General features: G+C 75.0%; 13 protein-coding genes. 1 reads left to right on the top strand and 12 read right to left on the bottom strand.

Going from position 1 to position 23,944, the window contains the following annotated elements; genetic code table 11:
• Positions 1 to 21: 21 nt before the first annotated feature.
• The 12 genes from ACFVXH_RS15230 to ACFVXH_RS15175 form a co-directional block, all read right to left on the bottom strand.
• Positions 22 to 1,008: a TauD/TfdA family dioxygenase gene (locus ACFVXH_RS15230; protein WP_074006474.1), complete on the bottom strand. Its 987-nt coding sequence runs from the start codon at positions 1,006 to 1,008 to the stop codon at positions 22 to 24.
• A gap of 8 nt (positions 1,009 to 1,016) precedes the next feature.
• On the bottom strand, positions 1,017 to 1,238 hold the full coding sequence (locus ACFVXH_RS15225) for an MbtH family protein (RefSeq protein WP_049650867.1): 222 nt from the start codon (positions 1,236 to 1,238) through the stop codon (positions 1,017 to 1,019).
• Positions 1,239 to 1,445: 207 nt separating this feature from the next.
• Positions 1,446 to 2,630 carry a cytochrome P450 gene (locus tag ACFVXH_RS15220; RefSeq protein WP_387823610.1) on the bottom strand — a complete coding sequence of 395 codons (1,185 nt, stop codon included), beginning with the start codon at positions 2,628 to 2,630 and terminating at the stop codon, positions 1,446 to 1,448.
• A complete protein-coding gene (locus ACFVXH_RS15215; RefSeq protein WP_387823607.1) occupies positions 2,630 to 3,409 on the bottom strand; it encodes a thioesterase II family protein in 780 nt (259 codons plus the stop codon). The genes ACFVXH_RS15220 and ACFVXH_RS15215 overlap by 1 nt, the downstream gene beginning before the upstream one ends.
• Positions 3,406 to 5,160, bottom strand: a complete 1,755-nt coding sequence (locus ACFVXH_RS15210; protein ID WP_387823604.1) for a non-ribosomal peptide synthetase — start codon at positions 5,158 to 5,160, stop codon at positions 3,406 to 3,408. The genes ACFVXH_RS15215 and ACFVXH_RS15210 overlap by 4 nt, the downstream gene beginning before the upstream one ends.
• Before the next feature lie 9 nt (positions 5,161 to 5,169).
• Positions 5,170 to 9,630 (bottom strand): amino acid adenylation domain-containing protein, encoded by a 4,461-nt coding sequence (locus ACFVXH_RS15205; RefSeq protein ID WP_387823601.1) that lies wholly within the window; start codon positions 9,628 to 9,630, stop codon positions 5,170 to 5,172.
• Positions 9,631 to 9,662: 32 nt separating this feature from the next.
• Positions 9,663 to 14,390 (bottom strand): amino acid adenylation domain-containing protein, encoded by a 4,728-nt coding sequence (locus ACFVXH_RS15200; RefSeq protein ID WP_387823598.1) that lies wholly within the window; start codon positions 14,388 to 14,390, stop codon positions 9,663 to 9,665.
• A 123-nt stretch (positions 14,391 to 14,513) separates the two neighbouring features.
• On the bottom strand, positions 14,514 to 15,776 hold the full coding sequence (locus ACFVXH_RS15195; protein WP_387823595.1) for a glutamate synthase-related protein: 1,263 nt from the start codon (positions 15,774 to 15,776) through the stop codon (positions 14,514 to 14,516).
• Positions 15,773 to 16,765 (bottom strand): asparagine synthetase A, encoded by a 993-nt coding sequence (locus ACFVXH_RS15190; protein ID WP_074006450.1) that lies wholly within the window; start codon positions 16,763 to 16,765, stop codon positions 15,773 to 15,775. Before ACFVXH_RS15190 ends, ACFVXH_RS15195 begins: the two co-directional genes overlap by 4 nt.
• Positions 16,766 to 16,886: 121 nt before the next feature.
• A complete protein-coding gene (locus tag ACFVXH_RS15185; protein ID WP_387823591.1) occupies positions 16,887 to 18,248 on the bottom strand; it encodes a methylaspartate mutase in 1,362 nt (453 codons plus the stop codon).
• Between the two features lie 26 nt (positions 18,249 to 18,274).
• The gene (locus tag ACFVXH_RS15180) at positions 18,275 to 18,727 is read right to left on the bottom strand and encodes a cobalamin B12-binding domain-containing protein (protein ID WP_049658201.1); all 453 of its coding nucleotides are present in this window, start codon (positions 18,725 to 18,727) and stop codon (positions 18,275 to 18,277) included.
• 155 nt (positions 18,728 to 18,882) lie between these two features.
• Positions 18,883 to 20,148: a helix-turn-helix domain-containing protein gene (locus tag ACFVXH_RS15175; RefSeq protein ID WP_387823588.1), complete on the bottom strand. Its 1,266-nt coding sequence runs from the start codon at positions 20,146 to 20,148 to the stop codon at positions 18,883 to 18,885.
• 595 nt (positions 20,149 to 20,743) lie between these two features.
• Here ACFVXH_RS15175 and ACFVXH_RS15170 point away from each other — a divergent pair.
• Positions 20,744 to 23,944: hypothetical protein (locus tag ACFVXH_RS15170; protein ID WP_387823585.1), on the top strand; the 3,201-nt coding region annotated here is incomplete at its 3' end.

Raw genomic sequence — 23,944 nt, 5'->3', positions numbered from 1 at the left:
GGTCGAGGGGTCGGACGGCGGTCAGACGGTGAGCCCCGCGGTGGGCCGGCAGTCCTGGATCTCCAGGGGCTGCCCCATCGAGACGGCGATCTTGCGCCCGCCCCGGTACGGGTCCCGGCCGTGGGCGCAGAGCACGTTGTCGACCAGCATCACGTCGCCGACCTGCCAGCGCTCCCGCACGGTGGCGGCGTGGTAGGCCTCGTTGAGGGCGTCGACGTCGGCGCGCTCCAGCGGCTCGCCGTCGCCGAAGCCGGTGTTGAACGGCAGTCCGTCCGGCCCGAACTCCTCGGTCATCGCCTCCCGGATGTCCGGGTCGAGCGACCACGCGTTCCAGAACGCGAGGTGGTTGAACCAGACCTGCTCGCCGGTCCGCGGGTGGCGGATGGTGCCGGGGCGCACCTGGGTGGTGCGCAGGTTGCCGTCCGCCAGCCACTCGCAGGAGATGCCGTTCTCCTTGCAGTAGGCCTCGACCTCGGCGCGGTCCTCGGTGGCGAAGGCCGTGCGCCAGCCGAGCGAGATGTAGTCCGAGTAGTTGCGGGTGAGTGTCCAGCCGTTGGTCCGCATCCGCTCCACCAGGTGGGCGGGCAGCTGCGCGAGCACCTGGCGGCAGTCCGCGGTGGGGGTAGCCCCGCCCTCGTCGGGGGCGGTCAGGCAGGCGAAGAGCAGCCGGCCGGGGAATGTCAGGGTGTAGCTGTTCTCGTTGTGCATCCGGATCGGCTGGACCGGCGGCAGGTCGGTGGACGAGTAGACGCCGTTGCCGTAGTCGCTGCGCGGGGTGGCCTTCTCCCGGTAGGGGGTGCGCTCGGGGATGAGGACGTCGCGCACGGCGGCGACGTCCTCGGTGCCGGTGACCGGCAGGCCGCGCAGGAAGATGGTGCCGTACCGGTGCAGGGCGTCGGTGAGCGCGCTCTCGTTCTCGCGCAGCCACTCGCAGGCCTCGCCCATGTCCGCGGTGCGCGGCGCGTGGGCGAGGGCCGGGCGGCCGGGATTCAGTTCCCAGGTCGGCATGGCGGCGGTCACCGGTCGGCGGGGGCGGAGAGGGCGGCGACCAGGCTGGCGGGCCTGATGTCGGTCCAGTTGGCCTCGATGTAGTCGAGGCAGCCCTGGCGGGTGTCCTCGCCGTGGACGGTGGTCCAGCCGGCCGGCACGTCGATCCAGACCGGCCACAGCGAGTGCTGGTTCTCGTCGTTGGCCAGGACCAGGTAGCCGGCGCTGTCGTCCTCGAACGGGTTGCTCATGGTGTCCTCTTCGGGTTTCTTCGAAGCTCGGCTTGCTTCGCTCGGGTTGCTTCGAAGGTAGGGGCGGGCCGCGGGGCGGAAGGGCAGGAGTCGCGGCAGGAACGCGGCAGTTGGGCCCTGCCGCCTGCCGCCCCGCCCGCCGCCCCGCCTGCCACCCCGTCGGCCGCCCCGCCCGCCGTCCCGTCGGCCGCCCCGTCGCCCGGCGGTTCAGCGCGGGGTGAGGCGGACCGGGAAGCGGTCCAGGCCGAAGTTGATGATCGAGCGGTTGTGGACGACCGGCCCGGTCTGCTCGATCACGGCGACGCGCTCCAGCAGCGCCGTGAACAGGCCGCCGAGTTCGGCCTTGGCCAGCGGCGCGCCGACGCAGTAGTGGGCGCCGAGGCCGAGCGCGAGGTGCTTGTTGGGGGCGCGGTCGAGCAGGATCTCCTCGGGCCGGTCGAAGGCCTCCGGGTCCCGGTTGGCGGACCAGACCCAGACCGCGACCCGGTCGCCGCGCCGGATGGTGCGCCCGTCGAGCTCGGTGTCCCGGCTCGCGGTGCGCAGGGTGTGCAGCCCGACCGAGGTCCAGCGCAGGAGTTCGTCCAGCGCCGAGTCCATGCCGACCTCGCCGCACTGGAGCCTCCGCCACAGCTCGGGGTGCCGGACCAGGGTGTACAGGCCCATCGCGGCGGTGTGGCGGACGGTCTGGACGCCGCCGACCACGATGTTGTCCAGGTTGAGGACGACGTCCTCGATCGGCAGCAGCCTCCCGCCGACCCGGTAGGTGGCCATCATGCTGATCAGGTCGTCGCGCGGGTCGCTGCGCCGCAGCATCACCTGGTGCAGCAGGTACGGGATGAGCTGCTGGTGGCCGGCCCGGCGCTCCTCGGGGGTGCGGCCGAGGAACGCGACGTCGCAGACCCGCTCGACCATCTCGCGGTCGCCCTCGGGGACGTCCAGCAGGTCGCACATGACGGACAGCGGCAGCGCGGAGACCGCGTCGACGAGGTCCACCTCGCCCAGTTCGACGGCCCGGTCGACGATCGAGGCGGCGAGTCCGGCGATGCCCCGGGCGGCCCCGCGCACGGCGCCGGGCGAGAAGAACGGGTTGGCGGGGGCGCGCAGTTCACGGTGCCGGGGCGGGTCGGTGAGGGCCATCATCCGGCCCGAGCCGACCGGGACGTTGCCCTCGCCGGCGCCGAGCAGCGAGCCCTGCTCGGAGCTGTAGACGGCGGCGTTGCGCAGCACCTCGGCGGAGTGCCGGTAGGAGAGCACCGACCAGACCGGCCCGTCGTCGACGGTGTCGGTGCGGTGGACGGCGGACTCCCGGCGCAGCTCCGCGACCAGCGCGGGGGTGTCGGGCCGGGCCCAGAGGTCGGGGTCGGTGAGGTCGACCGCGGTGGTGGTGGGCATCAGTGCTCCGTCCGGGACAGGTGCGCGGCGCCGGGCCGCGCGATGAGGGAGGTCAGCAGGTCGACCGGGCCGGGCCCGTCGACGGTGGCGAGCAGGTGGCCGCCGGGGACGACGTGGTGGCCGGAGCCGCCACTGGTGTGGGCGGCCCAGCCTTCGAGGCCGCCGACGGCCAGGAGCGGGTCCTCGGCGCCGACGACGGTGTGCAGGGCGGAGCCGATCGGCGGGTGCGGACGGGGCCGGTAGGTGTCGACCACGTCCAGGTCGGTGCGGATGCCGCGCAGCGCGTGCTCCTTCAACTCTTCTTCGCCTTCGACGAGTTGCCCCATTCCGGCGAGGCGCAGCAGCTCGTCGGCGGTGTACTGGGGGCGGTCCGCCCCGGCCCAGGCGGCGGGCGGCGAGGCGGAGGCGGCGACGACCAGTTCGGGCCGCCGCCCGGCCGGCAGCGCCCGGGCGGCCTCGTAGCCGAGCAGGGCGCCGAAGCTCTGCCCGTAGAAGCCGAACCGCCCGGTCAGGTGCGGGCCGAGGGCCTCCAGGACGGCGTCGACCAGCAGGTCGAAGCTCGCGGGCATCGGGTGGCCGAGCCGGCCGCCGCGGGCCGGCGGGCGCACCGCCCAGACCTCGGCCACCGGGGCGAGGGCGCGGGCCAGCGGGGTGTAGGCGGTGGCGTCGCCCCCGGCGTGCGGGAAGCAGAACAGCCGGTACGGGCTCCGCGGTTGGGGCACGGGGACGAACAGCCAGTCCCCTTCGACGCGGGGCCGCACCCGCAGGGCGGTGGTCATGCGCCGGCCGCCCGGGCACGGGCGGTCAGGGCGGGCCGGGGGGCGGCGGTGCCGGCCGCGACGGCCCGTTCGACGGTGGCGGTGAAGGCGGCCAGGTCGGCCGAGTCGAGCAGGTGGCGCAGCTGGAGTTCGATGCCGAGGCGGCGGCGCAGCAGGTGGACGACCCGCAGTGCGGCGATGGAGTGGCCGCCGAGCGAGAAGAAGTCGTCGGTGGGCCGGAGGCCGGTGACGCCGAGCACGGTGCCCCAGACCTCGGCGACCTGCCCGGCCAGTCCGCCGGCGCCCGAATCCGCGGCGGAGGCGGAGGCGGAGGCGGAGGCGGCGGGGGCGGGCAGCGCCGCCAGGTCGACCTTGCCGTTCGGGGTGAGCGGCAGGGCGTCCAGCACGGTGATCACCGAGGGCACCAGGTGGGCGGGCACGGTGGCCCGCAGCCGCTCGGTCAGCTCGGCGGCGGTGACGGCGCCGGTGACGTAGCCGGCCAGCCGGCGGTCGCCGGGCGCGGGCTCGTGGACGGTGACGGCGGCGGCCCGGACGCCCGCCAGCCGGGCCAGGGCGTGCTCGACCTCGCCGAGCTCGACCCGGTAGCCGCGCAGCTTGACCTGGCGGTCCACCCGGCCGACGTACTCCAGCCGGCCGCCCTCGCCGCGCCGGGCCTGGTCCCCGGTGCGGTACATGCGTTCCCCGGTGGCGACCGGGTCGGCGACGAAACGTTCGGCGGTCAGGGCGGGCCGGCCGAGGTAGCCGTGGGCGAGGCCGGGCCCGGCCAGGTACAGCTCGCCGACGACGCCGTCGGGGACGGGGGCGAGCTTCTCGTCCAGCAGGTGCAGGCGCACCCCGGGCAGCGGCGCGCCCAGGTGCGGTCCGGGGCCGCTGATCGGCGCGGTGACGGCGTCGACGGTGCACTCGGTGGGCCCGTACAGGTTGAGCGCGTCGACGCCGCCGTCGGCCAGCTCGCGCCAGGTGCGCTCGGGGACGGCCTCGCCGCCCATGAACAGCCGCGGCACCCGGGCGCCGGCCAGCGGCTCGCGCAGCAGCTCCCAGTGCGAGGGGGTCAGGTCGAGGTCGGTGACGGCGTGCTCGGCCAGCAGGGCGGCCACCCGGGCCGGGTCGGCGCGGTGCTCCTCGCCGATCACCAGGACGGTGTCGCCGCGGCAGATCCGGGCCCACTGCTGGACGGAGGCGTCGAAGGAGACGCTGGCGTTCCAGCCGACCACGCCGGGCTCGGCGCGGTAGGCGCCGCTCGCCTCCAGGGCCGTGACCAGGGCGGCGACGGCGCCGCGCGGCACCTCGACGCCCTTGGGGCGGCCGGTGGAGCCGGAGGTGTAGATGACGTACGCCGGGTCCAGCGGGTGGGCGTGCTCGGGCAGTTCGGGCCCGTCGGCGGCGGCGTCCGGGCGCAGCACCGGCACCCCGTCGGCCGCCGGGAGGCCGTCGGCGCTGATCAGGGCCGCGAGGCGGGCGTCGGCGGCCATGTGGGCGAGCCGCTCGGCGGGGTAGGCCGGGTCGAGCGGGACGTAGGCGGCGCCGGCCCGCCAGACGGCGAGCAGGGCGACCGGCAGGTCGGCGGTGCGGGCGAGGTGGACGCCGACCCGGTCGCCGCGGCCGACGCCGCGCTCGCGCAGGGCGCGGGCCAGGGCGGCGGTGCGGCGGTCGAGTTCGGCGAAGTCCAGGCGGTCGGCGCCGGCCAGGACGGCGGTGCGCCCGGGGTGGGCGGCGACGGTTTCGCGCAGGCGGTCCAGCAGATCGGTCATGACGGCTCCTCAGGACTCTCGGGCGGCGGCGGCCATGGTGTGCAGGGCGGCGGCGTAGGTGTCGATGAACTGCTCGGCGGTGTGGTCGGCGACCAGCGAGCGCTGGTGGTCCACGGCGAGCAGCACCCGCTGCGTGACCGGGTCCTGGATGACCGAGGCGCCGAAGGCGAAGCTGTTGGGTTCGTGGCGCAGGGTCGGCTCGGTGCCGATCCGGCCGTCCACGATGCGGGCCGAGCTGAGCCGGCCGAGGGCGTGGAAGCGCAGGTAGCCGAACTGGCTGTCCAGCGCGGTGTCGGTCATCAGCCGGGCGAGGCGGGCGAAGGGCACCCGGCGGTGCGGCATCATGTCCAGCTCCTCCCGGTGGACCTCGCGGACCAGGGCGAGCAGGTCGTCGGTGGGTTCGCAGCTCAGCGGGACGGTGTTGAGGAACAGCCCGTACACCTCGGTGCCGCCGAGCCGTTCCAGCCGGCCGTTGACGGCCAGGCCGGTGGTGACGCGCCGACGCCCGGTGACGGCGGCGAGGGCGTGCAGGTGGGCGGCGAGCGCCACCGACTTGACCGGCACGCCGAGCGCGTCGGCGACGTCGCGCAACTGCCCGGGCGCCTCCGGCAGCACCCGTTCGACGGTGCGCGGCGCCTCGTGCACGGACTCGCTGCCGGGGAAGGACTGGCCGCTGACGCCGTCCAGCCGCTCGCGCCAGTAGGCGAGCGAGCGCTCGTCCCCGGCGGCCTGCCGTTCGACGGCCACGAAGTCGCGGAAGGCGGTGCGCGGCGGCGGGGCGGGCGCGCCGAGCGGGTCCTCGGCGAGCGCGGTGTGGCGTTCCAGGATCTCGGTGAGCAGCGAGGTGAAGCTCCAGCCGTCGAGGATCGCGTGGTGCTCGGAGACGGTGAGCTGGAAGGCGTCCTCGGCGAGGCGCTGCACGGTGATCCGGAACAGCGGCGGCGCGGTGAGGTCGAAGGGCGTCCACCGGTGGGTGTCGAACACCTCGCGGATCGCGGCGTCCTGGTCCGCTTCGGCGGCGCCGCGCAGGTCGGCGAACTCGACGGGGGCGGGCAGCCGGCCGTGGACGAGCTGCAGCGGTTCGCCGTAGCCGGACAGGTCCAGGCCGGTGCGCAGCACGGCGTGGCGGTCCATGGCCTCGGCGACGGAGCGGCGGAAGGCCTGCTCGTCGAGGTCGCCGGAGATCTTGTAGGAGTTGACGTTGTGGTAGCTGTCGGTGCCGCCGGCGATCTCCATGTGGAAGACCATGGAGAGCTGCATGGACACCATCGGGTAGGCGTCGACCAGGCCGGGCGGCAGGTCGGCGCGGTCCTCGGGGGTGACCAGGGCGAAGGGCTCGTGGGCGTCCGGGCCCTGGGTGACGGGCTCGGCGAGCGGCAGCAGGGCGGCGACGGTGGGGGCGTTGAAGACGTCCCGCAGGCTCAGCCCCCAGCCGCGCTCGTGCAGCGCGCCGGCCAGCTGGACGGCCCGGATGGAGTCGCCGCCGAGGTGGAAGAAGTCGTCGTGGACGCCGATGCCGTCCACCCCGAGGACCTCCGTCCAGACGGCGGCGAAGGCCTCCTCCTCCGGGGTGCGCGGCTCGACGTGCCGGCCTCCGGTGGCGGTGGCCCGCTGGCCGGGGGCGGGCAGCGCGGCGCGGTCCACCTTGCCGTTGACGGTCAGCGGCAGCGACTCCAGCACGGTGAAGCTCGCCGGGACCATGTACGGGGGCAGCGAGCGGCCGAGGAAGGCGCGGACGTCGGCGGGCTCGCGTCCGGTGACGTACGCGGCGAGGCGGTCCTCGTGCACGGTGACGACGCAGGCGTCCACGTCCGGGTGGGCGGCGAGCGCGTTCTCGATCTCGCCGAGCTCGATCCGGAAGCCGCGCAGCTTGACCTGGAAGTCGGCGCGCCCGATGTACTCCAGCCCGCCGCCGGGCAGCCGCCGGGCGACGTCGCCGGTGCGGTAGAGCCGGGCCCCGGGCGGGCCGTACGGGTCGGCGACGAAGCGCCCGGCGGTGAGGCCGGGGCGGCCCCAGTAGCCGTGGGCGAGGCTGCCGCCGCCGATGTACAGCTCGCCGGCCGCGCCGGGCGGCACCGGCCGCAGCCAGTCGTCCAGGACCTGGGCGCTCAGGTGCGGCATCGGCGTGCCGATCAGGCTGCGCTCGAAGCCGGCGCTGCCGGCCAGGTCGTGGGTGGTGACGTGGACGGTGGTCTCGGTGATGCCGTACAGGTTGCACAGCCGGGCCGGGGGCGGCGGGTCGAGTTCGAACCAGCGCTGGACGACGGCCGGGTCCAGCGCCTCCCCGCCCAGCATGATCCACTTCAGTGCGGGCAGGGCGCGCGGGCTGCGCCGCAGCACCGGCTCCAACTGGCGCAGCGCCGAGGGGGTCAGGCAGAGGTACGAGACCTCCTCCTCCGCCAGCAGCTGGGCGAACTCCTCCGGCGAGCGGCTGGTCACGTACGGGACGACGACCAGGCGGGCGCCGTGCAGCAGGGCGCCCCACATCTCCCAGACCGTCCAGTCGAAGGCGTAGCTGTGGAAGAGCGTCCAGGTCTCCTGGGGGCCGAAGCCGAAGTGCCGTTCGCCGTCCGCCATCAGCCGGCTGACGTGCTCGTGGGCGACGGCGACGCCCTTGGGGCGGCCGGTGGAGCCGGAGGTGAAGATGACGTAGGCGACGTCGCCGGGGCGGCCGGCGGTCGGCGGGCGGGTGTCGGGGCGGGCGGCCAGGTCGGCGGCCTCGGCGGTCAGGTCGTAGGCCTGCCAGGGGCCTTCGGGCACCAGGTCCGGGCGGTCGGTGACGACCAGGGCGACGCCGGTGTCGCCGAAGACCAGCGCGGCGCGGTCGGCGGGGGCGGCCAGGTCGACGGGCACGTAGGCGGCGCCGGTCTTGAGCACGCCGAGGACGGTGACCAGGACGTCGGCGGTGCGGTCCAGCAGCATGCCGACGCGGTCGCCGGGGCCGGCGCCGCGGGCGCGCAGGGCGTGCGCGAGGCGGTTGGCCCGGCGGTCGAGTTCGGCGTAGCCCAGGGTGCGGTCGGGGTCGCTGACGGCGGGCCGGTCGGGGTGGGCGTCGGCGGCCCGTTCGAACAGGTGGTGCAGGCAGTGGCCGGGGGTGTCGGTGGCCGCGGCCCCCTCGGCGGGGCGGGTGGTCAGCCGCAGCACGGTGGCGTCGGGGTCGTCCAGGGCCGCGGTGAGCAGGTTGTCGAACTCGGCGGCCAGCCGGCGGACGGTCTGCGGGTCGAACAGTTCGCCGCGGTACTCGGCCTCGCCGCGCAGCTCGCCGCCGTCTCCCCCGTCGAAGACGGACCAGGTGAGGTCGAACTTGCTGGTGCCGTTGGAGCGCACCCGGCTGCGGGCGGTGGCCGCCGGGCCGAGCGCCAGCGGGGTGCGGTCCTCGCCGTGGGCGCCGAACACCACCTGGACCAGCGGCGGGTGCTGGGCGCTGCGGGCGGCGCCGAGCCGGTCGACGATCTGGTCGAAGGGCAGGTCGAGGTAGCCGTACGCCTCGAAGGCGACGTCCTGGACGTGCTCCAGCAGGTCCCGGAAGCTCAGCGCGGGCGCGAGCCGCAGGCGCAGCGGCAGCAGGTTGACGAAGTAGCCGAGCAGGTGCTCCAGTTCGGGCCGGTCGCGGGTGGTGACCGGGGTGCCGACCACCAGGTCGTCGGCGCCGGTCCAGCGGTTCAGCAGCAGGGCGAAGGCGGCCAGTTGGACGGTGAACGGGGTGACGCCCTCGGTCTCGGCCAGGGCGCGGACCCGCGCCGCCGTCCCCGGGGCGAGGTCGAACCCCTCGGTGCGGCCGGCCGCGCCGCGCTCGGCGGGCCGGGGCCGGTCGGTGGGCCGGGGCCGGTCGGTGGGCAGCTCCAGCAGCGCGGGGGCGCCGTCCAGCTGCTCCTTCCAGTAGGTCAGGTGCTCCTCGTAGGAGGTGCCGAGCTCCTCCTCGGCGCGGTCGGCGTACTGCACGGTCAGCTCCGGCAGTTCGGGCTCCCGGCCGCGCAGCGCCGCGTCGTACAGCTCGGCGAGTTCGCGCTCGAAGACCTCGGCGGACCAGCCGTCCCAGACGATGTGGTGGACGGTGAACAGCACGGTGGTGCGCTCGTCCGCGAGCCGGAAGGCCTCGGCGCGCAGCAGCGGGCCGGCCGCCAGGTCGAAGGGCTCGGCGCAGCGGGCGGCGAGCAGCTCCTCCAGGCGCGCGGCCCGGTCGGGGAGGTCCCGCAGATCGGTCTCCGCGAGCGGCACGGCGAGCCGGTGGTGCACGTGCTGGCGGGGGCCGTCGGGGTGCAGCGCGAAGGTGGTGCGCAGGGTCTCGTGCCGGGCGGTGACGGCGTCCAGCGCGCGTCGGAGCAGCGCGAGGTCGAGCGGGCCGGCGACGTCGAGGGTCCAGGGGGTGCAGTAGGTGACGGCCTTCGGGTCGAGGCGGTCGAGGAACCAGAGGCCGCGTTGCAGCCCGGAGACGGGCGCGGTGCGCGCCGGGTGGTCGGACGGGCTCACGGCCTCGTTCCCTTCGTGTGCGGTGCGGCCGGTCACCGGGCGGCCAGCCGTTCGGCGATGGCGCTCACGGTCCGGGCCCGGAACACCAGTTGCGGGGGGACGCGGCTGCCGGTCTCCCGGGACAGCCGCATCGCGACCCGGACGGCGGCCAGCGAGTTGCCGCCGATCCGGAAGAAGTTGTCCTCGCGGCCGACCTCGGCGAGGTCGAGCACCTCGCGGACCGCCTCGGCGACCAGGCGTTCGGCCTCGGTCAGCGGGTCGGCGGCCTCGTCGGCCGTCGCGTCCTCGTCGGAGGCGGCCGGGCGGCCAGCGGGGGCGGGCAGCGCCCTGCGGTCCACCTTGCCGTTGTGGTTGAGCGGCAGCGCGTCCAGGACGTCCAGGGTCGCGGGCAGCATGTGCTCGGGCAGCAGGCCGGCCAGGTGGTCGAGCAGGGCGTCCGGGTCGGGGGCGCCGGCGGCGACGGTGACGTAGGCGGCGAGCCGGCGGTCGCCGGGGGCGGGCTCGTGGACGGCGACGGCGGCCTCCCGGACGGCCGGGTGGCGGGTGAGCGCGTCCTCGATCTCGCCGGGTTCGACCCGGAAGCCGCGGATCTTGACCTGGTCGTCGATCCGGCCGGTGACCTCCAGCAGGCCCTCGGCGGTGCGGTGGCCGAGGTCGCCGGTGCGGTAGAGGCGCTCGCCGGGGGCGCCGTACGGGGAGGCGACGAAGCGTTCGGCGGTCAGGCCGGGCCGGCCGAGGTAGCCGTGGGCGAGGCCGCCGCCGGTGGCGTACAGCTCGCCGGTCACCCCGGGCGCGACGGGGCGCAGCCGCTCGTCCAGGACGAGGACGCCCTTGCCGTGCAGCGCGACGCCGATCGGGATGGAGCCGCCGGCGGCGTCGGCGGGGCCGACCCGGTGGCAGGTGGTCAGGCCGAGGCTCTCCACCGGGCCGTAGCCGTTGGCGACGACCAGGCCCGGGTAGGCCTCCAGGGCCTTGGCGACATGGGTGGTGGAGGCCCGCTCGCCGGCCGTGAAGGCGAGCTTCAGGCCGTCGTAGGTCTCCGGGAACTCCTCCAGCAGGAAGTTGAACAGGCTGGCGGAGAGCTGGAGTTGGGTGACGCCGTGGCGGCGGGTCAGCTCGGCGACGGTCTGCGGGTCGGGGCGCTGGCCGGGCTGGAGGACGCAGGTGCCGCCGAAGCAGAGCGCGCCGTACAGCTCCAGCGCGAAGGCGTCCCAGGAGACCGGCGAGCACTGCAGCCAGACCTCGTCGGGGCCGAAGCGGGCGTAGTCCTGGCCGAGGTAGGTGGTGGTGAGCGCGCGGTGCGGGACGGCGACGCCCTTGGGGCGGCCGGTGGAGCCGGAGGTGAACATCACGGTGGCGAGGTCGGCGCCGTCGACCGGCAGGCCGAGGTCGTGGGCCGGGCACCGGGCGAGGTCGGCGGCCGAGGCGTCCAGGTCCACCTGGCCGGGGACGGCGAACGGCACGGTGGCGTGCCGGTGGGTGACCACCGTGGCGGCGCCGGTGTCGGCGACGGCGCCGGCCAGCCGCTCGGCCGGGAAGTCCGGGTCGAGCAGGGTGTACGCGGCGCCGGTCTTGAGGGCCGCCAGCAGGGCGGTGACCAGCTCCGGACCGCGCTCGGTCAGCACGGCGACGGTGTCGCCGCGGCCGATGCCCAGGCCCGCCAGGTGGCGGGCGAGCCGGTTCGCGGCGGCGTTCAACTCGCCGTACCCGACGGCGCGTTCGCCGGACACCAGGGCGACGGCGCCCGGCTCCCGGGCGGCCCGCGCCTCGAACAGGGCGTGCACCGGCACCTCGACGGCGGCGGCCAGGGTGCCCAGCCACTCCTCGCACAGGCCGGCCATGGTGGCCGGGTCGAAGAGGTCGCTGTCGTACTCGAAGCGGCCGGTGAAGCCGGTGCCGAGGTCGTCCACCGAGACGGACAGGTCGAAGCGGGAGACCGGGTTGGAGTGCAGGGAGCGGGTGACGGCGTGCCCGCCGACCGTGAACGGCCGGGGGTCCAGCGGGTGCAGCTCCAACAGCACCTGGCAGAGCGGGTTGCGGTCCTCGGGGCGCTCGTCGAGCACGGCGTTCGCGATGTCGTCGAAGGGCACCTCCTGGTGCCGGTAGCCGCCGATCGACACCTCGCGCACGTGCCGGACCAGCTCGCGGAAGGAGGCGCCCTCCTCCAGCTTCAGCCGCAGCGGCAGCAGGTTGACGAAGTAGCCGATCAGGCCGTCGAGTTCGGCCCGGCCGCGGGCGTTCACCGGCGAGCCGAGGACCAGGTCGCGCTGCCCGGAGCGGCGGTGCAGGGTGAGCGCCAGCCCGGCCAGCAGCACCATGAAGGGGGTGGCGTCCTCGCTGCGGGCGAGCGCCCGGACGGCCTCGGCCACCGGATCGGGCATGGCGAAGCGGTGGAAGGCGCCGCGGAAGGCCTGCTCCTCGGGGCGGGGGCGGTCGGGCGCCAGCGCGTCGGTGGTCGGCGCGTCGCGCAACTGCTCGCGCCAGTAGTCGAGTTGCTTCTCGGCGGTGTCGTCCTGGTACTGCCAGGCGGCGTAGTCGCCGTACTGGACGGCGAGTTCCGGCAGCTCGGCCGGGCGGCCCTCGGCCAGCGCGGCGTACAGCTCCTGGAGTTCGGCCTCCAGTACGGGCAGCGAGCCCTCGTCCCAGACGATGTGGTGGAGGAGCAGCAGCAGCGTGGTCGCCCCGCCGGCCCGGAAGACCCGGGCCCGCACCAGCGGTCCCCGCGCCAGGTCGAAGGGCTCCAGCGCGGCCTCGGCGACCAGCTCGTCCACCCGGTCGGCGGTGGTCTCGGTGAGCGTGAACGGCAGCTCCACGGAGGGGTGGACGACCTGGCGCGGGCCGTCCTCGGCGAGCTCGAAGGTGGTCCGCAGGCTCTCGTGCCGCTCCACCACCCCCGCCAGCGCCCGCCGCAGCAGCCCGGGGTCGACCGGGCCGGAGAAGCGGAACACCCAGGGCACCACGTAGGTCGGCGCGTCCGGGTTCCACTGGTCGAGGAACCACAGGCCGCGCTGGAACTTCGACAGCGGGGCCTCGGCGGCGCCCGAGCGCACCGGGGCCGGGCGCGCGCCGCCGGTCGCGGAGGTCACCGCGGCGGCGAACCCGGCCAGGGTCGGCGCGTCGAAGATGGTGTACGGCGACACCATGCCGAAGACGTCGAAGACCCGGCCCACCACCCGGACGGCGGTCAGCGAATCGCCGCCCAGGTGGAAGAAGTTGTCGTCGGCGCCGACCTCCGGCACCCCGAGCACGTCCGCCCAGACCGCCGCGATCAGCTGCTCGGCGGGGGTGCGCGGCGGGCGGCCGGCCGCCCTGCCCTCCGGCGCGGTCCGCGGCTCGGGCAGCGCCGCGCGGTCCACCTTGCCGCCGGCCGTCAGCGGGAAGGCCTCCAGCGCGGTGAGCGTCGCCGGGACCATGTGCTCGGGCAGCCGCTCGGCCAGCCAGGCCCGGGCCTCGGCGTACCCCGGCGCGGCGCCGGTGACGTACGCGGCCAGCCGGCCCTCGTGCGCCACCACCACGCAGCCGGTGACGCCGGGGTGGCCGGCCAGCACCTGCTCGACCTCCCCGGGCTCGACCCGGAAGCCGCGGATCTTCACCTGGTGGTCGGTGCGGCCGAGGAACTCCAGCGGGCCCTCCCCGGTGGCTCGGCGCACCAGGTCGCCGGTGCGGTACATCCGGGCTCCCCCGGGGCCGTCCGGGTCCGCGAACGGGTCGGCGACGAAGCGGCCGGCGGTCAGGCCCGGGCGGCCGAGGTAGCCGGAGGCCAACAGCGGCCCGCCGACGTACAGTTCGCCGGCCTCGCCGGGCGGCACCGGCCGCAGCCGCTCGTCGAGCACGTGCAGCAGGCGCCCGCCGACGGCGGTGCCGATCGGCACCCGGGCGCCCGGCTGCTCCTGCCCGCCGTCGAGCCGGTGGACGGTGGCGGTGACCACCGTCTCGGTCGGACCGTACGCGTTCAGCAGCGGCACCCCGGTCGCCGCCCACCAGGCGGCGGCGGTGGCCGGCTCCAGCTTGTCGCTGCCGGAGACCATCAGCCGCAGGGTGCGCGGCACCCGGCCGCCCAGCGCCGCCACCACGTCCTGGAAGTAGCCCGCGGCCAGGTTGGCGACGGTGACGCCCTCGGCGTCCAGCAGTTCCAGCAGCGCGGCCGGGGCGAGCAGCCGCTGCTCCGGCAGGAGCAGGCAGGCCCCGGCGCAGAGCGCGCCGAGCACCTGCTCCACGGCCACGTCCACGGTCGGACGGGCGAACTGCAGCACCACGTCCCGCTCGGTCAGGCCGAGGGCCTCGACCACGCCGGCCAGGTGGCCGGTCAGGGCCGCGAGCGGGACGTGCACGCCCTTGGGGCGGCCGGTGGTGCCGGAGGTGTAGATGACGTAGCCGGCGCCCGCGCCCACACCCGTCCCGTCGCCGAGCTCGGTGAGCTCCTCGCCGTCGAGGGCGAGCCCGGCCCCGGCGTCCTCGACGATCCAGCGGTTGCGCTCCTCGGGCGCCTCCCGGTCCAGCGGCAGGTAGGTGGCACCCGCCCGCAGCGCCGCCAGCAGCGCGACCACGTGGTCCAGCCGGTCACGGCCGGTCACGGCGACCGTCCGGCCGGGGGCGAGCCGGGCGGCGAGGGCGGCGCTCAGTCCGTCCAGCTCCCGGTAGCCGACGGTCCGGGCCCCGGCCCGGACGGCCGGCCGCTCCGGGAAGCGCGCGACGGCGGAGGCGAACGGCGCGAATGCGGGCGCCGTGAATTCGACGGGAAAACCGCGAGAGGACATCATCCAGCCCCAGATCGTGAGAGGAATCGGCGAAGAAGGCGATAGGGGGATTACGAAGGCCCTATCGGCAGAACGGGCGGAAGGAAGTCGGCAGTTTCCTTCTGCCGCTTCCCGAGCAGGCCAGGGCTACCGGCCGAGGGGGATTCCGGAATTCCCGGGGGACCAGACGTCCGCCTCTTCCAGGGCCTCCGGGGAGTACTTCCCGAGCGCGCTGATCAGCAGCCGGAGTTCCAGCGCCAGGCATTCCGTGAAACGGCGGAGCCCGGATTCCCGGTCCTCCGCGACGGCGAGCAGCGCCGCCCGCCCGAGGCCCACCGCGCGGGCCCCCAGCGCCAGGCTCTTGACCGCCCGGGCGCCCTCCCAGATCCGCCCGGAGACCAGCAGGCAGGGCGGCGGCACGACCGCCAGCCGGCGCAGGCACTCCGCGAGCGGCAGGCCGACGTGCGGCAGGAACACCCCCGGCGCCCAGCCGGTGCCGCCCTCCGCGCCGTCCACCACGACGGCGTCCGCCCCGGCCTCGTGCGCCACCCGGGCGGCCTCGGCCACGTCCCGGCCGGGGTAGAGCTTCACCCAGATCCGCACCCGCGGGTAGTTGTTGCGCATCAGCCGGATCTGCTGGCGCAGGATCTCCGCGGTGAAGGTGCCCGGGGTGGCCGCGCGCAGCACCCGCCCGTCGCCGAACAGCGGGTCGAGCCCGAAGCGGTCGCCGAGCGCGGCGGCGGCCTCCGCGTCCAGCACGGTCATCCCGCCCAGACCCGGCTTGGCGCCCTGGCCGACCTTCAACTCGAAGGCCAGCCGCCCGGATTCGAGCAGCGGCAGGGCGGCCGGGTCGCTGTGGACGAGGTTCCACACCTCGGCGTCGGCGTCCTCGGTGCTCTGCTGGACGGCCACCCCGCCGAGCCCGTCCGGGAGTTCCTCGCCGTAGGCGCGCAGCCGGCCGAGCAGGGTGCGGTCGGCGGCCTCGCCGAGCCGGCCGTAGCCGTTGACCGGCACCACGTTCTCGCCGATCACCATCGGGATCCCGAGCGCCCCGGCCTGCCGACTGAGGGCCAGTCCGAGGTCGCCGCCGGCCGCCCGGGTGGAGCCGGTCGCGGAGACGTACACCGGCAGCGCGGAGGCGAACCCGCCGATGGCGGTGGCGAGTTCGACGTCCCGGTAGTCGGGCTCGCGGCCCAGGTCGATCAGCTTGGCGAGCCGCTGCGGCAGGAACAGCGGCGGGACGATCCGCAGGGCGTCAAGGGCGTCGGACGGCGCCGCCTCCTCGGCCGCGCCGGCGCCGAACAGCACCCGCCCGTACTCCTCGGCGGGCGGGAACACGGCGGCCGCCCCGGCCCGGGCCCGCCGCCGGACCTCCTCCTCCGGGAACCCCGGTGCGGTCAGGTCGCTCATGGCGACACCACCCCGGCGACCTTGGGGAACGCGCTGGCCTGCCAGACGGCGTCCAGCCCGGCGACGTACCGGGTGAGCCGCTCGACGCCGATGCCGAAGCCCGCGCTGGCCGGCACGCCCTCGCGCACCAGGTCCAGGTACCAGCGGTACTTCTGCGGGTTCTCGCCGGTCTCCCGCATCCGGGTGACGATCTCCGCGTAGTCGTTGGTGCGCTGGCTGCCGCTGCACAGCTCGCCGTAGCCCTCGGGCGCGAGCAGGTCGAAGTTCCGCAGCAGGCCCGGGTCCTGCGGGTGCTCGCGGTCGTAGAAGCCGCGCGAGCCCTTCGGGTAGTCGGTGACGAAGAACGGCCGGTCGCGCCGGGCCGACAGCAACGCCTCGCCCTCCCAGTCGAGTTCGGCGTCCAGACTCTGCGGGTGCCCGATCCCGCGCAGTTCGGCGACCGCCTCGGCGTGCCGGACCCGGCCGAAGGAGCCCTTCAGCAGGTCGGCGAACGCCTGCGGGTCCCGGCCGAGTTCGGCGAACTCCTTGGGCAGCTCGCGCACCGTGCTGCCGACGATGTGCACCACCAGCTCCTCGGCCAGCCGGACGGCGTCGTCCCGGCTCGCGCCGGCCGCCTCCACGTCCAGCTGGTGGAACTCGGCCAGGTGCCGGCTCGTCCCGGCGGTCTCCAGCGGCTCCAGACGGACGTTCGGGGCGATGCAGAAGATCTTGTCGAAGGCGAGCAGCGAGGCCTGCTTGTACAGGATCGCGCTGGTCATCAGCTTGTAGCGGTGGCCGTAGAAGTCGATGTCCACCTGCTTGGAGCCGCGCGCGCCGGGGTCGGTGACCGGGCCGATGATCGGCGGCAGCAGCTCGGTGAAGCCCCGGCCGCGCAGGAACTCGCGGGCGGCGGACAGCAGGTGCTGCTGGATCCGCAGCGCGCTGCGGGTGGTCGGGTCGGTCAGGTGCCGGCCCGGATCGGTCGGGGGCAGGGGGGTGGCGTCGGGCATGGTCGGAGTCCTCTTCTCTCGGGGGGCCGTGGTCCGCCGTCGGGGGCGCGGGCGGTCGTCGGTGGTGGAGCGCCGGCCGGGCGGGACGGCTGGAGCGCGGGCGGCTCGGCGGGGCGGCGGCTCAGCGCGCGACGGGCAGGCCCCGGGCGGCGGACGCGGACGCGGAGGCGGCGGCGTACCGGGCCCGGCCGTCGTAGCTCCGCTGGACGTGGGAGAGGGCGGCGAGCAGCCCGGCCGAGCCGGGGACCGGCGCGCGGCCGCGCTCGCCCAGCCCGGCGATCGGCATCGAGCCGACCGAGGACCAGTACAGCCGCCCGTCCGGGCCCAGCGCGCTGCGCGTGCGCCCGGCGTTGTCGGGGTGCAGGCAGTACGGCACGTCCAGGTAGCCGGCCGCGAACGCCCGTACCAGGGCCCGCCCGACGTCGGCGTCCAGGTCGAGCACCGCGCCGATCAGCGCCCTGGCCTCGGCCTCGATCCCGGTGTCCGGCGGCACGGCGGGGCGGCGGTCGGACGCCGGGGGCCGGGCCCGCTCCGCCGTGGCGGCCGCGGCGGCGGCCTCCAGCGCCCGGACGTTCTCGGCGACGGTCGGGATGCGGTGCGCCTCGGCCGTGGTCTTGACGATCAGCCGGGCCGCGCCACCGCGCACCGCGAGCCGCGCCGCGTCCTCCAGCAGCAGCCGCGCACCGCCGGGCGAGCGCGGGTACACGCCCATGTACGCGTACACCACCAGGTGCCAGTCGACGTCGGTGAGCAGTTCCCCCGCGATCCGGCCGAGCGCGGCCAGCGCCTCCTCGTCCTGGCGGGCGTCGGCCTGCTGGGCGTAGCTGAGCGAGATGCTGCGCAGCCCGTGCCGGCGGAAGAACAGCGCCTCCAGCACGCTGACGGCGATCAGCAGCGAGGGCGGGCAGAGCTGGCCCATCAGGCAGCCGCCGAACGTCTCCAGGTGCGGCTCGGCGCCGAACTCCCGTACGGAGGCCAGCAGTTCGCAGCCGCGACGCCAACGGGCCACCGCCTCGTGGAGCGGGGTGCGGCCGTACGGCAGGCAGTAGGAGACCGGTCCGCCCTCGGTGGCGTCCAGGCCGGCCGCCAGCAGCGCCTCGACGATCCGCTCCGGCGCGGCCGAGCCGTGCCGGACCTGCACCGGGAAGCCCGCGTCCGCGACCCCGCGCAGCACCGCCCGGGTAACCTCGACGGGGTGGGTGGCGATCGGGTAGCCGTTGAGGCCCGCCCCGGCGGCCAGGGCGCGCCGGGCGGCCGCGAGGTCGCCGGTACGGGTGTAGCTGTCCAGGGTGATGGTGCCGACGGTGACGGCGGCCGCGCCCCGGGTGGCGAGCAGGCCCGCCCGCATCGGGGCTGCCTCCGCCATGCCCATCCGGGGCTGGACCACCAGCGCGCCCGCCTCGGCGGCCTGCGCCACGAACGCGCCGAAGCCCGTCCCGGCGGGGCCCGCCCGTTCAGAACCGGCCGCCGCGGGACCGGTCACCGCGGGACCGGCCCCGGCGGGAGCCGTCACAGCAGCACCCCGGAGCGCAGTCCGCCGACGAAGGCGCGGAACCCGGCCACCGCGGCGCCGTCCTCGAAGACCGCGTCGAACCCGGCCGCCAGCAGCGCGCGTTCGCGGTCCGGGTCGTCAGCCCCGGCGATGCCGAGCTTGCCGCCGATGACGGTCGGGGTGCTCCGCAGCTCCGGGCAGGCGCGGAGGGCCTCGATCACCCGCAGGCCCTCCTGGTGGCCGTGCCCGTTGACGCTGCTGATCACGATCAGGTCCGGTTCGGCCCGGCGGCACTCGGAGAGCAGCAGCGCGTCCGGGACGCACGCGCCCAGGTTCGTCACCCGGTGGCCCATCTCCTCCAGCAGGAACTGGAGGTACACCAGGTTCCAGGTGTGCGAGTCCGAGGCCGTCGTCGTCACGACGACGTCCAGACCGCCCGGACCGTTCTGTTCGGCATTCCCGTGCTCCACGACTCCGCCCTCACCGGTAGTGATCCTCGATGGCGTTCCGTCGCGTTCTGCGCGGCGGCCCGGCCCCACGGAGAACGCTAGGAACGATCGGGCCCGGCAAGCGGCAGCTCCGGCGGCATTAAGCGGCAGAATGGGTCGGCCGGCGGCAGAACCGGTCAGCCGGCGGCCGCCAGCAGCGGGACGTCCCCGGCCGGCGAGAGCCGCGGCCCGGGCTCCTCCCGGACCAGCCGGCGGCACAGGTTGAGGACGGTGAAGCGCACGCCGTCCCGGGCGGGCACGCTGCGGATCAGCCCCCGCGACAGCAGTTCGTGCACCGTGGCCAGGCAGGTCTGCAGCGTCCAGCCGCTGCGGACCACCGCGTCCTCCCCCGACCAGTCCCCGGGCTCGTCCACCAGCACTTCCAGCAGGGCGCGCTGACGATCCGTCAGGCGGAGGATCGCCGGCTCCACGTCGTCCCGCAGGTCACCGCGCGCGCCGAACACCACCGGCGGCGCCGCCAGCGTGAACGGGACGGCCGCCAGCCCGGCCACCAGCTGGGCGGTGGACCGCACCAGCGCCCAGCCCGCCGCCCGCTCCAACGCGCCCGGCAGGCCGTCCAGTCGGCGGCACAGCTCCGCGACGGCGGGCGCCTCGGAGCGCTCCAGGGTGTAGCCGGGCCGCAGCCGGCACAGGTGCGAGAGCAGCAGCCGGACGGCCCCGACCTGCGCCAACGCCTCGGGCTCGGCGTCGAGTTCGGGGTCCGGTACGGGCAGCGGCGCGAGCGGGATGACCTGGCCGCCGGGCAGCGGCCGGGCCTCCCGGGCGGTGATCAGCACCCGCAGCCCGGGGCAGTGGCGGAACAGCCCGTCCAACTGCCCGGCGTCCACCCCGCCGTCGGCGCCGTCCAGCACCAGCAGGGCGGGCCGCTCGCCGATGTCCCGGACGAGGTCGTCCAGCCGCCCGCGCCACGGGTGCGGGCCGCCGCCGCAGTCCACCCAGCGCACCGACCAGCGGACGGCCAGGTGCAGCCGGCGGGCCACCTCCAGGGCGAGCCGGGTCTTGCCCACCCCGCCGAGGCCGACCAGCGAGACCAGCCGGTCCCCGTGCACGGCGAAGGCGTCGGCCAGCACCTCGGCCTCCGCCTCCCGGCCGACGATCGCCCCGCGCGCCACCGGCGGGGCGGCCGGCTCGTCCCCCGGCTCGTCCGCGGCCTGCTGCCGGCGGGCGGCCTCCTCGAAGTCCGTCCGGCTGCGGCCCTCCAGCCGCAGCGCGTCCGCCAGCAGCCGGACGGTCTCGTTGCGGGGCCGTCGCACCCGGCCGCTCTCCATGTCCCGGATCGCCCGCACGCTCAGGGTCGCGTGATCCGCCAGGCACTGCTGGGTCAGCCCGATCCGCTCGCGCCGTAGCCGCAGCAGCTCGCCGAAACCCGCCGCCGTTCTCACCGCTTGCACCGACAGCCCGCCGTCCATGCCTCGTCTGCCCTTCGTGGTCCGGACTCCTCCTGGCGTCGGGACCGGTGGCGGCGTCAGCCACGGGCGCCCGTACGGCCCGTGGTCCGGCCGTACGGGACCCGGCGATCAGGCTGTGGCCTCCGGACCGGTTCCCTCCGGGTCCCGATGCTCCAGGCTCGTCGTCTACGCCCGATCAACGGCCGATCACCGACCCTACCCATGACCTTCACCCGGGCCTCACAGCCCGCCCGCCACCTGGGCGGCCTCCCCGGCGCATCCGGGTGAACCGTCGTGCCACTCGGGCACGTTAATGCCGTTTATCGGATTTTCGGCACGCATACTACGCCCGTACGGTCACTGTCCGCATCAGGTCAACAACTCCCCGCATCCGCTCCACGACCCCCGTGCCCGTCACCACCGCCATCCACCCCGCGCCGTCCAGCTCACCGCCGTCCAACCCACCGCTGTGCAGCCCACCGCGTGACACCGGACCGCTCGACCGAAGGGAATCGTCATGAGGCGCTGTCCAGCCACCAGCGGACACGAGCGAAGTCGACGCGGCCGCCGACACGGAAGCCGACCCGGGATGGACACGCTCCGCGACCGCCTCGTCGGGGCCGTGCTCACCCTCCTCCTCGCGTTCGCCACGGCCTCCGGCTCCTTCGCCGCCCCCGCCGTGGCACACGCGCCCAGCCGTGACCCCCGCACCCCCGCCACCGGCACGACGGCCGCCCCCGCCGACCAGCGGAACGGCCGCCACGACGTCCGCCAGCAGCCCGTGACCCTGGCGAAGACCGGCACCGACACCACCACCGGCAGCACCACCCAGACCGCCCAGGGCGACACCGTCCGCTGGGTCGTCTCCGCGACCAACCCCGACGGCGCCCCCGTCAGCACCACCGTCACCGACGCCATCCAGGGCGGCCCCGGCAGCACACCGCAGACCCAGTCCTACGTCCCCGGCTCACTGCAGGTGCCCCCCGGCTTCACCAAGCAGTGGTCCACCGACGGCGGCACGACCTTCTCCGGCACCGACCAGGGCGCCGCCACCAACGTCGTCCAGGCCACCAACCCGACGCTCTCCTCCCCGGCGACCGGCCAAGTGGTCCAGATCCCGCCGCCGTTCACCCCGATCAACACCGCCACCGGCGGCGACGGCTTCACCCCCATCCGCTACACCGCCACCATCAACGGCGTCCCCACCCCCGAGATCTGGAACATCTACCACCACGGCTTCTCCAACACGGCCAGCGTGGTCTGCACCGACCTGCTCACCAACGGCCCCTGCCCGACCCCGAGCGGAGCCCCCGCCACCTGGCCCCAGGCGCTGAACTCCTCCGCCGCCGACACGACCACCGGCGACATCGGCAGCACCCGCACCCCGACCTACGTGCAGATCGGCTCCCGGCTGTACTACGCCGCGATCAGCCGCGTCACGCAAGCACTCATCGGCGTCGGCTGCATCGACCTCCAGGCCCAGACCAGCTGCGGCCTCACCCCGCTCCAGACCGGCACCGGCCTGGTCATCGGAGGCGTCGTCCAGGCGCCCAACCAGCTGATCTACGCGGTCTCCGGCACCGGCGAGATCCTCTGCTACGACCCCGTCGGCAACTCCTCCTGCGGCACCTTCGACATCGGCCTGCCGCCCAACGAGGGCCAGGTCGCCTTCAGCGGCGACTACGCCGGCATCATGCGGGTCATCAACGGCAAGATCTACGTCACCGACAACCAGCTGGCCCCGCTGCCCACGGTGATGTCCTGCTTCGACCCGTCGACGAACGCCGCGTGCACCGGCTGGGCCACCCCCAAGACCGTCGTCACCCCGACCGGCACCGAAGCCGCCCGCGCCGACAACGTCTTCGAGATGTACGACACGGCCGGCACCGTCACCGGCGTCTGCACGGCGGTCGGCGGCGTCGAACTGGCCGTCACCCCGCCGGTCGGCACCGTCGTCTGCTTCGACTTCGCCGGCAACCCCGTCGCCGCGCCCCCCGGCCTGCAGACCCTCCTCAGCACCAACGTCGCCCCCGGCGAATCCAACTTCCAGGTGCCGCTCACCATCACCGCCCCCAACGGACACCTCGAAACCGAGTTCCCGTTCTGGATCTACCTCAGCATCTCCCCCACCTCCAACAGCTCCGAGTTCTGCTACGACTGGAACACCCAGGCCCCCTGCGCCCAGTACGGCACCAACGGCGTCGTCAACGGCCCGCCCAACGTCAACGGCGGCGACACCAGGCCGTACGGCTTCGCCTACGACGGCCAGTGCAAGTACAGCCTCGGCGACACCGGCTACCTGTTCTCCATCGACCCGATCACCGGCGCCTCCCCCTGCCTGAAGACCAAGGCCCAGGGCAGCCTCAACCCCTCCGCGTACTACTGCGACGGGGCCACCGGGCACGTGAGGTCGTACGGCACGGTCAGCCTCCTCGGCCTCGACCCCACCACCGTCGACTTCACCCAGTCCTCGGTGACCGTCCTGGCCTCCGACGGCACCACCATCGGCACCTTCCCGTTCAACCCCACCACCGAGACGGCGGACATCTCGTCCGTCCCGACCAGCGACTCACCGATCCAGGTGATCGCCAACCTCACCCTCGTCAACGGGTCCTCCTTCACCCCCGGCAACCACCCGCAGATGCAGGTGACCTTCGTCGGCGACGCACCGCAGATCTGCTTCGAGACCACCGTCTCCACCGACTGCTCCGTCACCGCCGTCTCCAACCAGGCCTCCGCCGTCACCAACGGCCAGCCGCCCGTCACCTCCAACACCGTCACCCTCCAGGTCACCCCCGGCGCCGAGTGCGCGCCGAAGCTGGAGATCCTCAAGGAGGTCTGCACCTCCACCAACGCCTCCGACTGCGGCCCCGGCGGCCCCGGCCCCTGGGCCAAAACCACCACCCTCGCCCCCGGCGGGACGGCCTACTGGCGGATCACCGCGACCAACACCGGCCTGGTCAACATCACCGGCATCACCCTGGACGACACCGTCACACCGTCCTGCGTGACAGCCGCCGGGACGTTCGACCTGGCAGCGGGCGCCTCCCATCAGATCTTCTGCAACCTGCCGGGCGTCACCCAGTCGACGACGAACACGGTGACCGCCTCCTTCCCCGGCCCCGGCGGCACACCGGTCAGGACGGGCCCGTCCGAGGCGAGCGCCGTCGTCCCGTCGCTGGCCATCAACAAGGAGGTCTGCACCTCGACCAACGCCGCCGACTGCGGCGCCGGGGGTCCGGGCCCGTGGGCCAAGACCACCACCGTCGCCCCGAACGGCACCGCGTACTGGCGCATCACCGTCACCAACACCGGCACGGTCAACGTCACCGGCATCACGCTGAACGACACCGTGACGCCCTCGTGCGTGACGGCCGCGGGGACGTTCGACCTGGCGGCGGGCGCGTCCAAGCAGGTGTTCTGCAACCTGCCGGGCGTCACCCAGTCCACCACCAACACGGTGACGGCCTCGTTCCCGGGGCCCGGTGGCACCCCGATCACCACACCGCCCTCCGAGGCGAGCGTCGACGTTCCATCGCTGGCCATCAACAAGGAGGTCTGCACCAGCACCAACCCGGCCGACTGCGGTGACGGCGGCGCAGGCCCCTGGGCGAAGACCACCACCGTCGCCCCGAACGGCACCGCCTACTGGCGGATCACCGTCACCAACACCGGCACGGTCAACGTCACCGGCATCACCCTCACCGATGCCATCACACCGTCGTGTGTCACAGCCGCCGGCGCCTTCGACCTCGCGGCGGGCGCCTCCCATCAGGTGTTCTGCAACCTG

The organism is Kitasatospora sp. NPDC058184 (assembly GCF_042883725.1).
In the GTDB taxonomy this organism is placed as follows: Bacteria; Actinomycetota; Actinomycetes; order Streptomycetales; family Streptomycetaceae; genus Kitasatospora.
The sequence above is the reverse complement of the archived record's forward strand: the minus strand, read 5'-3'. Positions and strand labels throughout refer to the sequence as shown.

Excerpts from the sequence above, each read along its gene's own strand:
- ACFVXH_RS15210 (WP_387823604.1), bottom strand. The coding sequence starts at position 5,160 with ATGACCGATCTGCTGGACCGCCTGCGCGAAACCGTCGCCGCCCACCCC.
- ACFVXH_RS15200 (WP_387823598.1), bottom strand. The coding sequence starts at position 14,390 with ATGATGTCCTCTCGCGGTTTTCCCGTCGAATTCACGGCGCCCGCATTC.
- ACFVXH_RS15225 (WP_049650867.1), bottom strand. The coding sequence starts at position 1,238 with ATGAGCAACCCGTTCGAGGACGACAGCGCCGGCTACCTGGTCCTGGCC.
- ACFVXH_RS15215 (WP_387823607.1), bottom strand. The coding sequence starts at position 3,409 with ATGACCACCGCCCTGCGGGTGCGGCCCCGCGTCGAAGGGGACTGGCTG.
- ACFVXH_RS15195 (WP_387823595.1), bottom strand. The coding sequence starts at position 15,776 with ATGAGCGACCTGACCGCACCGGGGTTCCCGGAGGAGGAGGTCCGGCGG.
- ACFVXH_RS15220 (WP_387823610.1), bottom strand. The coding sequence starts at position 2,630 with ATGCCCACCACCACCGCGGTCGACCTCACCGACCCCGACCTCTGGGCC.
- ACFVXH_RS15230 (WP_074006474.1), bottom strand. The coding sequence starts at position 1,008 with ATGCCGACCTGGGAACTGAATCCCGGCCGCCCGGCCCTCGCCCACGCG.
- ACFVXH_RS15190 (WP_074006450.1), bottom strand. The coding sequence starts at position 16,765 with ATGCCCGACGCCACCCCCCTGCCCCCGACCGATCCGGGCCGGCACCTG.